The organism is Rouxiella sp. WC2420, from assembly GCF_041200025.1.
In the GTDB taxonomy this organism is placed as follows: Bacteria; Pseudomonadota; Gammaproteobacteria; order Enterobacterales; family Enterobacteriaceae; genus Rouxiella.
Window position 1 is genome coordinate 4,471,578 of the sequence record NZ_CP165628.1, and the last position, 15,144, is coordinate 4,486,721.

9 protein-coding genes are annotated in these 15,144 nt (G+C 51.6%); 2 read left to right on the forward strand and 7 right to left on the reverse strand.

Annotated elements, in window-relative coordinates; all coding sequences use genetic code 11:
* Positions 1 to 377: 377 nt before the first annotated feature.
* Positions 378 to 3,143 (forward strand): two-component sensor histidine kinase BarA, encoded by a 2,766-nt coding sequence (gene barA, locus AB3G37_RS20720; RefSeq protein ID WP_369788956.1) that lies wholly within the window; start codon positions 378 to 380, stop codon positions 3,141 to 3,143.
* A gap of 373 nt (positions 3,144 to 3,516) precedes the next feature.
* On the opposite strand, the gene AB3G37_RS20725 is transcribed toward barA, so the two are convergent.
* The 4 genes from AB3G37_RS20725 to garL form a co-directional block, all read right to left on the reverse strand.
* Positions 3,517 to 4,824: an amino acid deaminase gene (locus AB3G37_RS20725; protein ID WP_369788957.1), complete on the reverse strand. Its 1,308-nt coding sequence runs from the start codon at positions 4,822 to 4,824 to the stop codon at positions 3,517 to 3,519.
* 154 nt (positions 4,825 to 4,978) lie between these two features.
* Positions 4,979 to 6,118 (reverse strand): glycerate kinase, encoded by a 1,140-nt coding sequence (locus tag AB3G37_RS20730; RefSeq protein ID WP_369788958.1) that lies wholly within the window; start codon positions 6,116 to 6,118, stop codon positions 4,979 to 4,981.
* A 126-nt stretch (positions 6,119 to 6,244) separates the two neighbouring features.
* Positions 6,245 to 7,129 (reverse strand): 2-hydroxy-3-oxopropionate reductase, encoded by an 885-nt coding sequence (gene garR / locus AB3G37_RS20735; protein WP_369788959.1) that lies wholly within the window; start codon positions 7,127 to 7,129, stop codon positions 6,245 to 6,247.
* A gap of 52 nt (positions 7,130 to 7,181) precedes the next feature.
* Positions 7,182 to 7,952, reverse strand: a complete 771-nt coding sequence (gene garL, locus AB3G37_RS20740) for a 2-dehydro-3-deoxyglucarate aldolase (RefSeq protein WP_009634620.1) — start codon at positions 7,950 to 7,952, stop codon at positions 7,182 to 7,184.
* 372 nt (positions 7,953 to 8,324) lie between these two features.
* On the opposite strand from garL, the gene garD reads away from it, so the two are divergent.
* Positions 8,325 to 9,890 carry a galactarate dehydratase gene (garD, locus tag AB3G37_RS20745; RefSeq protein ID WP_369788960.1) on the forward strand — a complete coding sequence of 522 codons (1,566 nt, stop codon included), beginning with the start codon at positions 8,325 to 8,327 and terminating at the stop codon, positions 9,888 to 9,890.
* 1,023 nt (positions 9,891 to 10,913) lie between these two features.
* On the opposite strand, the gene gudD is transcribed toward garD, so the two are convergent.
* The 3 genes from gudD to AB3G37_RS20760 all read right to left on the reverse strand — a co-directional run bounded on the left by gudD (position 10,914) and on the right by AB3G37_RS20760 (position 15,022).
* A complete protein-coding gene (gudD, locus tag AB3G37_RS20750; protein ID WP_369788961.1) occupies positions 10,914 to 12,254 on the reverse strand; it encodes a glucarate dehydratase in 1,341 nt (446 codons plus the stop codon).
* 13 nt (positions 12,255 to 12,267) lie between these two features.
* Positions 12,268 to 13,605, reverse strand: a complete 1,338-nt coding sequence (locus tag AB3G37_RS20755) for an enolase C-terminal domain-like protein (protein WP_369791008.1) — start codon at positions 13,603 to 13,605, stop codon at positions 12,268 to 12,270.
* 64 nt (positions 13,606 to 13,669) lie between these two features.
* A complete protein-coding gene (locus AB3G37_RS20760) occupies positions 13,670 to 15,022 on the reverse strand; it encodes an MFS transporter (protein WP_369788962.1) in 1,353 nt (450 codons plus the stop codon).
* Positions 15,023 to 15,144 lie beyond the last annotated feature (122 nt).

The following is a 15,144-nucleotide window of genomic DNA, read 5'->3' on the forward strand; positions in this document are numbered from 1 at the left end:
GATTCGAGGTGCCTGCCATACGGGAAAACTCACCGGCTCAGGCACACCAATTAACGCTTGGCCTTATCTTGCCCATTCACCACCAGCGTGGCAACTTCTTCTATCCTGACAATTTGCTTCGCCGTCGCTCGACCCAGACATACGATGCAAACTTAAAGTAGACCCTAAGCAAACTTCACGCCAGGTTTCTGCACACTATGGTCTTAGTTAACATTTTTAGAGTCATCACCCGCCTGTCAGGAGAGTTGAATCAGGCCAATGTCGTTGGCACACTGATTGATATAGTCTATACATTTCGTACTTAACGTTGCCTCTCAGCGACAACTTTATTTACCGTTAATCGATGTCAGCTACCAATTCTCCCACATTGGAACCTCATGACCAAATATAGCCTTCGGGCAAGGATGATGATTTTAATACTTGCGCCGACCTTGATGATCGGTTTGCTGCTCAGCACTTTTTTTGTGGTGCATCGTTATAACGAGCTGCAAAATCAGTTGATCGACTCTGGTGCCAGTATTATAGAACCGTTGGCGGTTGCCAGTGAGTACGGGATGACATTCCGTGAACGAGCGCCCATTACCCGACTCATTGATCGCCTGCATCGTACCCATTCCGACATCGTGCGGGCCATTAGTGTTTACGATGGCAATAATCTGCTTTTCGCCTCTTCAAATCCTTTGCGTGACACTGCGCTGATGCAGGTTAAAGCAGACGAGCCAATGCCGCAGCAGCTGACCCAGCTACGTTCGGGAGACTCACTGATCCTGCGCACGCCGATTATGGCCGAGAATCATACCTCAGCCGACGAGAACACCTTCCGCGAATCTCCGGGACACAATCTGGGGTATATCTCCATCGAGCTGGATCTCTCCTCGGTTCGGCTACAGCAGTATCAGGAAGCCTTTGTTTCTACGCTGCTTCTACTGTTGTGTCTGGGCATTGCCACGCTGTTTGCTTACCGCCTGGTGCGCGACGTGACTGGCCCGATCCGCAATATGGTCAACACCGTTGACCGCATCCGCCGTGGTCAGCTCGATAGCCGAGTAGAAGGTAATATGCTCGGTGAGCTAAGCATGCTTAAAAACGGCATAAATTCGATGGCGATGTCATTGACTGCCTACCACGAGGAAGTGCAGCAAAATATTGATCAGGCCACCTCTGATCTGCGAGAAACGCTGGAGCAGATGGAAATCCAGAACGTCGAGCTAGACTTGGCCAAGAAGCGCGCCCAGGAAGCAGCGCGCATCAAATCAGAGTTTCTGGCCAATATGTCTCACGAGCTGAGAACCCCGCTAAACGGCGTGATCGGTTTTACCCGCCAAACCTTGAAAACCCAGCTTTCTCCCACTCAAACCGATTACCTGCAAACTATCGAACGCTCGGCCAACAACCTGCTGACCATCATTAATGACGTGCTTGATTTCTCCAAGCTAGAGGCGGGCAAACTGGTGCTAGAGCATATTACTTTCTCACTGCGTGAAATGCTCGATGAGGTCGTCATCTTGCTGGCCCATAGCGCGCACGACAAGGGGCTGGAGCTGACCATTAATGTGCACAGCAACGTGCCGGAGTTTGTGCTGGGCGACCCAATGCGTTTGCAGCAAGTTGTGACCAATTTACTGGGTAATGCCATTAAATTCACTGAAAACGGCAACATTGATATCAATGTGGAATTACGCTCGCAAAAAAACGCGCAAGTCGAGCTGGAGATGCAGTTTCACGATACCGGCATTGGTATTTCCGAACGCCAGCAGGCGCAATTGTTCCAGGCTTTTCGCCAGGCGGATGCCAGCATCACCCGACGTCACGGAGGCACCGGCCTTGGACTGGTAATCACCCAGCGGCTGGTCAAGGAAATGGGCGGAGACATCAGCTTCTACAGCCAGCTAAACCGCGGTTCGACTTTCTGGTTTCACGTTACGCTGGAACTTAATGAAAGCCACCATCAGCGGCCGAGATCAATGGCGTGCCTGCGAGACAAAAAGCTGGCTTACATTGAAGCCAATCCGACGGCGACCAAAGCAGTTAAAGAAATGCTTTCCAGTATGCCGATAGAGGTTATCCATCGCACCAGTCAAGCCCTGCTGCCCGATGAACACTATGATTTCATTGTTTATGGCATGCCAATCCTACTGAATCATCACCTTAATGACTATGAAGAACGATTGCAGCAGTTGCTCAGCCAGTGCGACCGATTAATTCTGGCATTGCCCAGCCAATTCCAAATTTCCGCCGAACAGCTTAAAGACAAAGGGGTTTATGCCTGCCTTAACAAGCCGCTTTCTAGCGTTCGTCTCTTGCCGTATCTGCTTGAAGACCCGAAAAACTTCATCGAGGAAGACAACTCGCACGATAAGCGACTGCCAATGACAGTGATGGCAGTGGACGACAACCCGGCTAACCTGAAGCTGATTGGCGCGCTGCTTGAAGAGCTGGTGGAAACGACGCTACTGTGCAACAGCGGTGAAGAAGCTATCGAGCTGGCAAAGAACGTCAATATGGACGTAATTTTGATGGATATTCAGATGCCAAATATCGACGGTATTCGCACTAGCGAGCTGATTCATCTGCTGCCACATCACATTACTACCCCGATTGTCGCCGTGACCGCGCATTCTCTCAGCGGCGAGAGAGAGCAGTTTATTAAAGCCGGAATGGAAGACTATCTATCGAAACCGATCGACGAAGGGATGCTGAAAGTGGTGCTGGCGCGCTATCACTCTTCGCAAATTCCTCCACCGCATTCCGCTGGTCAAGTGCAGAAAAGCGCTCCCGAGGATGTCTCGCCTAAAACCCTGGATTGGGCATTGGCCCTTCGTCAGTCAGCCAATAAAGAGGGATTGGCCAACGATTTACTGCAAATGTTGATTGATTTCCTGCCCGAGGTGAGCGGCCGCGTTAACGCGATTATTCAAGGCGAGAAAGATGATTCTATCGTAGCGTTGATCCACAAACTCCACGGCAGTTGCAGCTACAGCGGTGTCCCTCGTTTAAAGCAACTATGTTTCTATATCGAACAACAACTGCGCAAAAATGCATCAAACGAAGAACTGGAACCCGAATGGCTTGAGCTGTTAGATGAAATCGGTAACGTCACCCGAGAAGCGAAAGCACATCTGGATAAAAGAAATAATACCTAACAGCTTCCACGCTGCAGGAAGGTAGCAACCGAACGAATCCCCAGAAGCTTACTCAGGTAAGTGACTGGGGTGAGTAAGGGAAGCCTACGCATCTGCAGCTCGAAAATAAACATCAGGCTAATGCCCTATAGATTTCGAGTTGCAGGAAGGTAGCAACCGAACGAATCCCCAGAAGCTTACTCAGGTAAGTGACTGGGGTGAGTGAGGGAAGCCAACGCATCTGCAGCTCGAAAATAAACATCAGGCTAATGCCCTATAGATTTCGAGTTGCAGGAAGGTAGCAACCGAACGAATCCCCAGAAGCTTACTCAGGTAAGTGACTGGGGTGAGTGAGGGAAGCCAACGCATCTGCAGCTCGAAAGATGACGGGCATTTAGAACCAGGTGGTGACGGCGGCCGTTACATCATACTGCTCGTTGATCAACAGCAGCTGACGCCATTTGTCAAAAGTCAGGCAAGGATGTGAGATGTCAAAAGCCAGCATGTCGCCAACCTTGATATCCGCATTCTGTGGTATCGACATAAACGCGTGCTGATCCATCATGGCAAAGATTGTCCAGTCTTCGGGCGCAGGTACCACTGCGGCATAGGCCTGATTTTTGCCACTCTGTGGACGATAGTGACTGCTGGCGACCGGAAATCCGGCATCTGAGGAGGTGTCGCGTTTACCTAGCCCGACAATTGCGCGCCCTGGCTCCGGCAATGACTGCACGTAGGCCCAAACCTGCAAGGCTGGTAACAGGCTAAAGTTCATTTCGCGAGCAACCGGGTTACTCTGTTTGATACGATCGGCAGCACGAAGATAGGCCCCAACATCATGAGTCAGGTAGCAGCCCGGACGCAGCACCACATCAAGCCGATGGCGTTCGCCAGCATCAAGATGCTGCCCCCCTCGACTGAACTCTTCTGCAACCACGTCATACCAGGCCGATCCTGCGCCCGATAGAATCACGTTGGTTTCCTTAAAGTGCCCGGCTTCAGCCAGCGCCTGAGTTCTGCCTAATACATGCTGCAAGAATTCACGGATGGGTTCTTCTTCGTTTAAAACACCTTCATAAATCTCGACACCGACCAGTGACAGCGACTGTGGCCAGCGGCTTACGGCCTCCAGCACTTCAATTTCCTGCAGCCCGTCACGAATACCCGTTCTGCCACCTGTCACGCCATATTCCAGCAGCAGGCGCAGCGTCAAACCCGCTTCGGCAAAATACTCGCCCAAGGCATCAACGTTAGCAGCTGAATCTACAATACAAACAAATTCGAAATCCGCGGCCTGGCGCATCAGGTTAGCAATAATCGCCATATTCCCTTTACCCACCAGCTGATTAGCCATCAGAAATTTGCGCACACCGTGAGCAAAGGCGGCATCTACCTGCGGCGCGGTTGCCAGCGTTATCCCCCAGGCACCAGCATCAAGCTGCATCTGAAACAGCTCCGGGCTCATGGTGGTTTTACCGTGTGGGGCAAGTTTGACTTTGTAGCGATCGATAAACTCTTGCATCCATGCCAGATTATGCTCGACTTTCTCTTCAGAGAGCACGGCAACCGGCAGGCTGACCTGCTCCTGCAAAATATTCCAGCCCTGCCTGGCGATATCGCCCATGCTCGCATCGGCGGTGAGCAGGCCCAGCCCCTTGGTGTGTGAATTAGCAGGTTGGCTGGCGAAAAAAGTCTCTGACATGATGAGTTCTCTTTAACAAATTGACCTCAAAACTAACGCAAAAGTCTGCAGGAATAAACCGCTTTCAGGAGGAGATTAAGGGATGACCTAAAAAACCGATATCTCCCTGTCAAGACACCGGTTCAGAGGTTATAAAACCTTGGCAGACAGCAGATTACAATTTTTGTGCCAAACGGATTGTCGCCGCAATGTTGCGCGCCGATTTACGCAAATTCTCAGCTGCATTATCCAGCGCTTCGTCCAGTGTACAGATGCTATACAAGACACTAAACACCGCATCCAGGCCGTGGTCGAAAACCACGTCAACATCTTTAGTCAGGCTGCCACCTATCGCAATAACCGGCTTGTTATAGCGCTTAGCCACCCGCGCTACGCCGATCGGTACCTTGCCGTTGATGCTCTGGCTATCAATACGCCCCTCACCCGTGATCACCAGCGTGGCATCTTTAACCAGTTCATCCAGACCCAGCGCCTCGGTAACAATCTCGATCCCCTGACGCAGCTCGGCGTTGCAAAAACCGTAAAGCGCGGCACCCATTCCGCCTGCTGCTCCAGCTCCAGGAACGTCGTCAACGTCGATGCCAAGATCCTTTTTGATCACCTCGGCATAATGGCTTAAATAACCATCAAGCTGCTCGATCATTTCAGGCGTCGCGCCTTTTTGCGGGCCAAAAATCGCTGTCGCTCCTCGATGGCCGGTTAACGGATTGGTTACGTCACAGGCCACTTCAAAACGGCATTTTTTAATGCGTTTATCCAGCCCGCTGATGTCAATTTTTTCTAGCTTGATCAATTCGCCGCCGCCGAAGCCAATCTGTTTACCCTCTTTGGTCAACAGTTTGACTCCCAGCGCCTGCACCATTCCTGCACCACCGTCGTTGGTTGCGCTGCCGCCAATGCCAATGATGCAGTGCTCTACGCCATGATCAAGAGCATTTTTAATCAGTTCACCGGTCCCGTAAGAGGTTGTTTTTAATGGATTGCGCTGCGACTGGGGCACACTTTCCAGCCCGCTGGCCGCTGCCATTTCAATAAAGGCAATCTTTTCATCACCCGAAAGCCCGAAGAAGGCGTCGATTGGCTCTCCAAGCGGTCCTGTGACCCTGACTTCCACCACCCGCCCGCCGGTAGCCGCCACCATCGCCTCAACGGTGCCTTCACCGCCGTCGGCAACAGGAAGTTTCACATACTCGGCGTGAGGAAAAATTTCGCGAAATCCACTTTCAATGGCTTTTGCCACGTCCAGTGCAGACAAGCTTTCTTTAAATGAATCCGGTGCGATTACTATTTTCATAAGCTATCCACTCTTAGAAACAATCCACTTTTCAGAAACAATCCGCACGGCTGTGAAAATGCGTCCTGTCAGAATGAGGTATTATTACTGATGATAGCGCCTCCCAGAGCGGCGCTATCTCAGGTATTAACGCGTGACTTCTACCTTCGCCAGATTTTCATAATAGCGTGCTATTGCGCTGTGGTCAGATTGTCCGTGGCCGTCAGCTCGCAATGCCTGCATAATTTCCATAACCGCAGCAGTTAAAGGCAGTTGGGCACCGATTTCATGCGAGGTATCCAGAGCGTTGGCAAGATCCTTGATATGCAGATCGATCCTGAATCCCGGCTTAAAGTTGCGATCCATTACCATAGGCGCTTTAGCGTCTAATACTGTGCTCCCGGCTAAACCACCGCGAATGGCCTGATAAACCAGGTCAGGATCAACTCCCGCCTTGGTTGCCAACACCAGCGCTTCCGACATGGCGGCAATATTCAGAGCCACGATCACCTGATTCGCCAACTTGGTGACGTTACCAGCACCGATATCGCCGGTATGCACCACAGAACCTGCCATTGATTTCATTACTTCGTAGCATTTATCAAAGACGGCTTTGTCACCTCCAACCATTACTGACAGCGTGCCCTCAATCGCTTTTGGCTCACCGCCGCTAACGGGTGCATCGAGCATGACAATCTTTTTCGCCGCCAACGCCTCACTGATTTCACGGCTGGCAAGCGGCGCAATCGAACTCATGTCGATCAAAATAGCGCCCTCTTTCGCCCCTTCAATAATGCCATTTTTACCCAGCGCCACCTCTTTCACCTGGGGAGAATTAGGTAGCATGGTGATAATAATATCGCTGAGTGCGGCCACGGCCTTCGGAGTGTCAGCCTTTTCGGCTCCGGCAGCAACCAGCTCGTCAGTGGTGTCTTTGTGATGGTCGAGGATCACCACTGAATAACCTGCCTTAAGCAGGTTTTTACTCATAGGCTTGCCCATGATCCCAAGGCCGATAAATCCGATTTTCATGCGGTTACCCTCTGATTAATTGCTGAAATTTCGTTTATTAGAGTGATCAAGACTATTGGGTAAAACGATCGTACAAGGCTTGTGTCCCCGCGCGGAACACGCCTAAATCGCTGCCCACTGCGACAAAGGTTGCACCCCATTCAATGTAGCGACGAGCATCGGCTTCGACGGGAGCCAGAATGCCGCTGGGTTTGCCGTGAGCTTTGGCTTTGTCGAGAATATATTTGATGGCTGACTGCACCTCAGGGTGCCCGGCGTTGCCCAAATGTCCCAGAGCGGCGGCCAGATCGCTAGGTCCGACGAAAAGACTATCGACACCGTCAACGGAGGCAATAGCATCAAGATTATCAATTCCTTGCTGACTTTCTATCTGCACCATCACACAGATATGGTCATTGGCCTGCGCCAGATAGTCGGGCACGGTGCCAAACATATTGCCGCGATGAGAAACTGAAACGCCGCGAATGCCGGCCGGTGGATAGCGAGTTGAAGCCACTGCCAGCTCGGCCTGTTCGCGAGTTTCAACATACGGGATCAGGAAGTTGGCAAAACCGATATCCAGCAGCCGCTTGATAATTACCGGTTCGTTGGTCGGAGGGCGAACAACTGGAGCACTTTTGCTGCTTTTAAGCGCCATTAGTTGAACGACAAAGCTGGATATATCGTTTGGCGCATGTTCGCCATCAAGCAGCAGCCAGTCAAAACCAGCTAACCCTAATACCTCGGTCGAGATCGGATTAGACAAGGCAGACCAACAGCCAATCAGCGTTTTTCCTGCCAGCAAATCTTGTCGTAAGCGGTTTGGGAATACTTGATTACTCATACGAAACCTCAATGGTTGAAGCGGGCATTAGAGAAATAGTGATGCGCCTGCACGGTTAACTACGGTAATGATTAGATAATTCAGTATAAAAAGAGACCGCGCAAATGACACTGTGCAGGCGCCCAACAATCCTCGCAAAATGAGGATGAATTTTTTTGCAATATCACATCACCATGGGATAGGAATCACACTATTTCAGCGACATACAAAAGCGTTTAACGAAGGGTGATTATTGTCACTTCTTATCCCTCAAATGCCTGAGAAAAACTGTCTAAGCCGCATTAAAGCTGGTCAGTTGCACAATGAGCTATTGCTGGACATTCCCTATAATTTTGCTCATAACCGATAAAACTCGCGCAGATGGAGATATCTATGTCCGCCATAAAAGAGCAAGTCAGCAAACCTTTGTTTATCAAAGTGCATGACCGCGATAACGTAGCCATTATTGTTAATGACAATGGCCTGCCAGCGGGAACACAGTTTGCCAATGGTTTGAAACTGGTAGAACACATTCCACAGGGGCATAAAGTCGCGCTGACAGATATTCTTCAAGGCGAGGATATCGTTCGTTACGGCGAGGTGATCGGCTATGCGCTGCGCAATATTGCGCAGGGTAGCTGGATTGATGAGTCAGTCGTTGAACTGCCGCAGGCGCCCGAGTTGGAAAGTTTACCGTTGGCGACGCGCGTTCCCGCGACACTTCCCGCGCTCGAGGGTTACACTTTCGAGGGTTATCGCAACGCCGATGGCAGCGTCGGAACCAAAAATCTATTGGGCATCACCACCAGCGTGCACTGTGTGGCTGGCGTAGTCGATTACGTGATGAAAATAATTGAACGCGATCTGCTGCCGAAATATCCCAATGTCGATGGTGTAGTCGGTCTTAATCATCTTTATGGCTGCGGTGTGGCAATCAACGCGCCTGCCGCCATCATCCCGATTCGCACTATTCATAATCTGGCGCTAAACCCCAATTTTGGTGGCGAAATTATGGTCGTTGGGCTGGGTTGCGAAAAACTGCAGCCGGAAAAACTGCTGCAAGGTACCTCCGATGTACAAGCCATCTCGCTGGATGAGGTGAAAATCGTGCGTTTGCAAGATGAGCAGCATGTCGGCTTTCAATCGATGGTTGACGACATTCTTACCGTAGCCAATTTTCATTTGCAGCGACTGAATAAACGCCAACGCGAGAGCTGTCCTGCTGCGGATCTAGTGGTCGGCACGCAGTGCGGCGGCAGCGATGCTTTCTCGGGCGTTACGGCTAATCCTGCCGTCGGGTTTGCCTCGGACTTGCTGGTACGCTGCGGCGCAACGGTGATGTTTTCGGAAGTCACCGAGGTGCGAGACGCCATTCATTTACTCACGCCAAGGGCTGTTGATGAGCAAGTTGGAAAACGCTTGCTCGAAGAAATGGCATGGTACGACAACTACTTGGCCAGCGGCATGACCGATCGCAGCGCCAATCCCTCTCCAGGTAATAAGAAAGGCGGACTAGCCAATGTCGTTGAAAAAGCGCTGGGTTCGATTGCAAAATCCGGTACTAGCGCAATCGTCGAAGTGTTATCTCCCGGTCAGCGCCCAACCCGCCGCGGGCTGATTTATGCTGCTACCCCGGCCAGTGATTTTGTTTGTGGAACACAGCAAGTCGCATCGGGTATCACCGTACAGGTATTTACCACCGGTCGTGGAACTCCTTATGGATTAACGGCGGTGCCGGTAATCAAAATGGCGACCCGCACCACGCTGGCGAATCGCTGGTTTGATTTGATGGATATCAACGCAGGAACTATCGCCACTGGTGACGCGACTATCGAGGATGTTGGCTGGGAGTTGTTCCATTTTATTCTGGATATTGCCAGTGGCCGCAAGAAAACCTGGTCAGATCAATGGGGAATTCATAACGCCTTGGCGGTATTTAATCCTGCGCCAGTGACATAAAAGTGGGTTTTAGATTTGAAATCTAAGGCAACTTTTTGTGCTGCGCACGGCCTTTAGCTTAACTTCAACTTCAACTTCAATTTCATGCGCTGCGCTTACTGGGCTGCGGCCCAGACCGCCTCAAGGGTGGCCCTTGGGCCGCCACCCTTAAGAATCCCGGGCCCTTGTCGCCGTTGAATAAAACGGTTCTCGAGTTTGTAGCTCTTTCCAGTCACTCCTCTGTGTGGCGCGTTGCCGCGTGGCTCCGCCATTCCTTCGCTCGGTCAGGAGCCAAAAACGTCTCCCTCCCCTCACTCAGCGCCGTCACGGAGTGCGCCAATATTAGCCCCTAGGGAAAACCGCTCCCTCCTTTTTTAAATAAAACTCACAACGGCAAAGGAAAAATAATGGGTAAGGGCGATGGATTTTGACTTTATGCCGGATGGAAGGTTTTTGGACCTAAGGTCAGGTTGCCAATTTTTCTTTAATAGCCCTGATTGGCGGCCTCGGGGCGGCGCTGAGGGAGTGAGAAAGACGTTTTTGGCTTTCGAACGAACGAGGGGACCGCGCAGCGGCGCGTCCAACGCCACACACAGTGGCAACTGAAACAAACTCATCGTCTGGTGCCGTACAGGCAAACGACACCAAAGGGGCGCGGAGATGCAAGAGGACTCGCCCTGGAGACCTCTTGCCCGGTTCCGGCACTGCCGGTTAAATGACCATTAAAATGAGTGAACCGGAAAAACGCCTCGGTGATCATTGACCTTAAAAAGCCTGTGCGCAGCACCTAAAGCCCGTGCGCAGCATCTAAAGCCCGTGCGCAGCACCTAAAGCGCGGAGATGCAAGAGGACTCGCCCTGGAGACCTCTTGCCCGGTTCCGGCATTGCCGGTTAAATGACCATTGAAATGAGTGAACCGGAAAAACGCCTCGGTGATCATTGACCTTAAAAAGCCCGTGCGCAGCACCTAAAGCTCATGCACAGCACAACAAATTGCCTTTAGGATTCTAAATCTAAACTCGCTAAAGGAGCAGCCTAGCCCTCTTATCTCACCAAACAGGGTTTTTTAGGATCAAACGTCCAGTTTGGCACCAGGAATTGCATCCCCGCGGCATCGTCTCTGGCACCTAATCCCATGCTTTCATAAAGCTCGTTTGCTTTCATCAGCTGGTCAGTATCCAATTCTACGCCCAGCCCCGGGCGCTCCGGCACTTTCACCATTCCGCCCTTGATTTGCAGAGGTTCTTTGGTGAGACGCTGATTGCCTTCCTGCCAGATCCAGTGAGTATCTATAGCGGTAATTTTGCCGGGCGCCGCGGCGGCGACGTGAGTGAACATCGCTAATGAAATATCAAAGTGATTATTGGAATGCGAACCCCAAGTCAGGCCCCATTCGTGGCACATCTGCGCGACGCGCACCGAGCCTTGCATCGTCCAGAAATGTGGGTCAGCCAGCGGGATATCCACCGATTTTAATTGGATGGTATGCCCCATTTGCCGCCAGTCGGTGGCTATCATATTGGTCGCGGTGGGCAAACCGGTGGCTTGACGGAACTCGGCCATAATCTCGCGGCCAGAAAAACCCTGTTCAGCGCCGCAAGGGTCTTCCGCGTAGGCCAGCACGTTGCGCAGCTGCTTGCCTAAACCAATCGCCTCATCCAGCGACCAGGCCCCGTTGGGGTCCAGCGTAATGCGCGCCTGCGGGAAGCGTTGCGACAACGCAGTCACCGCCTCGGCCTCTTCACTACCGCGCAGCACGCCGCCTTTTAGTTTGAAATCATTGAAGCCATATTGATCATAAGCAGCTTCGGCCAAACGCACGACTGCCTCGGGAGTCAGGGCTTCTTCATGGCGCAGTCGATACCAGTCATTGCGCTGGTCGCGCTCGCGCTGATACGGTAGCGAAGTTTTATCCGGATCGCCGACGTAAAACAAATAGCCCAGCATTTCAACCGCATCTCGCTGCTGCCCGTCCCCCAGTAATGACGCCACTGAGACATCAAGATATTGCCCGAGCAAGTCAAGCATTGCCGCTTCAATCGCGGTCACCACGTGAATTGTCGTGCGCAGATCAAAAGTCTGTAAGCCACGCCCGGAAGCATCGCGATCGGCGAACTGCTGGCGCACGGCGTTCATCACATTTTTATACTCGCCCAGCGTTTTCCCTATCACAAGCGACTCGGCGTCAGTCAGCGTTTGGCGAATCTTCTCACCACCCGGCACTTCACCAACGCCAGTATGACCGTCGTTATCTTTAAGAATCAATATATTGCGAGTGAAGAACGGCGAGTGCGCGCCGCTCAGATTTAGCAACATGCTGTCATGCCCTGCTACGGGCACAACCTGCATGGAAATAATTTTGGGGGTAGTCGATGAAGCAGCCATACAAACTCCTTATTTAACGACCAAACGCTGGACGTTTTCGATCAAATTTCCAGTCGGGCACCAGGTATTGCATAGAGGCCGCGTCGTTACGCGCACCGCTCGGCAGTTTTTTATGGAGTTCATAAGCCTGATGAATGCGGTCCATGTCAATTTCCACACCAAGGCCCGGTTTTTCAGGCACTTTGATTTTTCCATTCACGATCTGCAGTGGATCTTTGGTCAGGCGCTGATTGCCTTCTTGCCAGATCCAGTGGGTATCGATCGCGGTTGGTTTTCCGGGAGCCGCTGCGCCGACGTGAGTAAACATTGCCAATGAAATATCAAAATGATTATTGGAATGGCAGCCCCAGGTCAGCCCCCAGTCGTTGCAAAGCTGTGCAACGCGAACCGCCCCCTGCATCGTCCAGAAATGCGGATCGGCCAGCGGAATATCCACCGACTGCAACATTACTGCGGGCTGCAACTCGCGCCAGTTGGTGGCAATCATGTTGGTAGCCACCGGCAGCCCGGTCGCGCGGCGGAACTCGGCCATCACTTCACGGCCCGAGAAGCCCTGTTCTGCTCCGCATGGATCTTCGGCGTAGGTCAGAATGCCGTGCATGTTTTTACACAGCGCAATGGCTTCGTCGAGCATCCATGCGCCGTTCGGATCGACAGTAATTCGCGCATCAGGGAAGCGCTTGTGCAACTCTTTAACCGCTTCGATCTCTTGTTCACCGCGCAGTACGCCGCCTTTCAGTTTAAAATCTTTAAAACCGTAGCGGTCCTGTGCCGCTTCGCCCAGACGTACAATAGCCTCGCTATCCATCGCTTTTTGATGACGCAGATGATACCAATCGTCTTTGCCGCCCTCCCCGCTCTGGTAAGGCAAATCGGTTTTTTCACGATCGCCTACATAAAACAGGTAGCCCAACACGGTAACTTCATCACGCTGCTTACCAGGTCCCAATAATTCCACAACCGGCACGCCGAGGAATTTGCCCATCAGATCCAGCAGGGCCGCCTCCAGTGCAGCTACGGCATTAACCCGCAGCTCGAAGGTCCATGCGCCTTTGGCGAAAGAGTCGAAATCCGAGGACTGATTGCCGACGTGAATTTCATGCACCAAACTGTTCATGCGCGCAATTTCTTTGCCCACGACCTGCGGCACTGCCTCGAGCAGAGTGTTTAAAATGACTTCACCACCCGGCGCTTCCCCGACGCCGGTATTCCCCGCGCTGTCTTTCAGAATCACGATATTACGCGTGAAATAAGCGCCGTGTGCGCCACCGATATTGAGTAACATGCTGTCGTGACCTGCCACCGGAATGACCTGCATATCAGTAATAATGGGCGAACTTTGTGTACTCATCATGGTTTCCTTCTTTGTTAAATTGGCAACGTGATGCGATAACCTATTTCGATTTATATTGGCTTTATGCGTAGGACTTAAGTTCGATACGCTCGATTTTCTGGACAATAAACAGGAAGCTGACTACCGCAACCAGTGCATGGATTGCGACATAAAGCAGTGCGCCGTCAAACGAGCCTGTGGCAGCGATGATGTAACCGATGGCGATGGGAGTAATGATCCCGGAGATGTTGCCGCACATATTGAACAGACCGCCGCTCAGGCCGCTAATCTCTTTCGGCGCGGTATCGGCCAATACGGCCCAACCCAGCGCGCCAATTCCCTTACCAAAGAAGGCAGCTGCCATTACCGCGACCACAATCCATTCTGTCGATACGTAATTACAAATCACCATCGACATCGACATCAGCATGCCAAGTACAATCGGGAGTTTGCGGGCAAAGGTCAGAGAATGGGTACGCCGCATCAGATAATCAGAAATGACGCCACCGAGAATACCGCCGAGGAAGCCCATGATCGCCGGGATCGACGCCACCATCCCGGCCTTGAGGATCGACATACCTTTTTCCTGCACCAAATAGATGGGGAACCAGGTAATAAAAAAGTAAGTCAGCGCATTAATACAATATTGGCCGAGATAAATGCCGATCATCATGCGGTTTGAGAGCAGCTGTTTGATTTGCTGCATCCTCGTGCCTTTGCCAATAACCTTGCCGCCTTTATTCTCCTGGTGATCCATATTGATCAATGCACCACCTGCCTCGATGTAGTCCAGCTCGGCCTGATTAGCTTTGGGATGATCTTTAGGATCGTAAATAACCTTGAGCCAGATAAAGCTCAGGATAATTCCAAGGCCGCCCATAAAGAAGAATACGTGTGACCAGCCTACCGCCGAGGTTAGCCAGCCCATGATCGGCGCAAAGATCACCGTGGCGAAATACTGGGCGGAGTTGAAAATAGATACCGCAGTGCCGCGCTCTTGCGCCGGAAACCAGGCAGCAACGATACGACTATTACCGGGGAAGGAAGGTGATTCAGCGAGTCCGACCAAAAAGCGTAAAGCAAATAACGCGACGACAATGCCGAAGCCGTGGAAAATATCGACAAAACCTTGTAACAGCGTAAACAGCGACCAGATAAAGATGCTGTAGAAATATACTTTTTTGGAGCCGAACTTATCGAGCAACCAGCCGCCAGGAATTTGGCCGATAACATAAGCCCATGAGAAAGCAGAAAAGATATATCCCATCCCGATTGAATCGAGGCCTATATCTTTCGCCATTGCGGAACCGGCAATTGACAGCGTTGCCCGGTCACCGTAGTTGAAAGAGGTCACGATAAATAGCATCACAACAATCCAGTAGCGAGCATTGGTTCTTTTTTTTGTCATACTCTCCGCCGAGCTGATTGTAACCATGGTGTTCTCCAAAGAGAGGAAGATCGAGAAGCTCAAAACTGATTAGGAAAAATTGTAGGGTTCAGCATTGGGCTCGTACAAAACAAGGCGTCACGCTATTCATGAAAACGTCATTCTTATTA

Coding starts and splice junctions, on each gene's coding strand:
- barA (WP_369788956.1), top strand. CDS start 378: ATGACCAAATATAGCCTTCGGGCAAGGATGATGATTTTAATACTTGCG.
- AB3G37_RS20725 (WP_369788957.1), bottom strand. CDS start 4,824: ATGTCAGAGACTTTTTTCGCCAGCCAACCTGCTAATTCACACACCAAG.
- AB3G37_RS20730 (WP_369788958.1), bottom strand. CDS start 6,118: ATGAAAATAGTAATCGCACCGGATTCATTTAAAGAAAGCTTGTCTGCA.
- garR (WP_369788959.1), bottom strand. CDS start 7,129: ATGAAAATCGGATTTATCGGCCTTGGGATCATGGGCAAGCCTATGAGT.
- garL (WP_009634620.1), bottom strand. CDS start 7,952: ATGAGTAATCAAGTATTCCCAAACCGCTTACGACAAGATTTGCTGGCA.
- garD (WP_369788960.1), top strand. CDS start 8,325: ATGTCCGCCATAAAAGAGCAAGTCAGCAAACCTTTGTTTATCAAAGTG.
- gudD (WP_369788961.1), bottom strand. CDS start 12,254: ATGGCTGCTTCATCGACTACCCCCAAAATTATTTCCATGCAGGTTGTG.
- AB3G37_RS20755 (WP_369791008.1), bottom strand. CDS start 13,605: ATGAGTACACAAAGTTCGCCCATTATTACTGATATGCAGGTCATTCCG.
- AB3G37_RS20760 (WP_369788962.1), bottom strand. CDS start 15,022: ATGGTTACAATCAGCTCGGCGGAGAGTATGACAAAAAAAAGAACCAAT.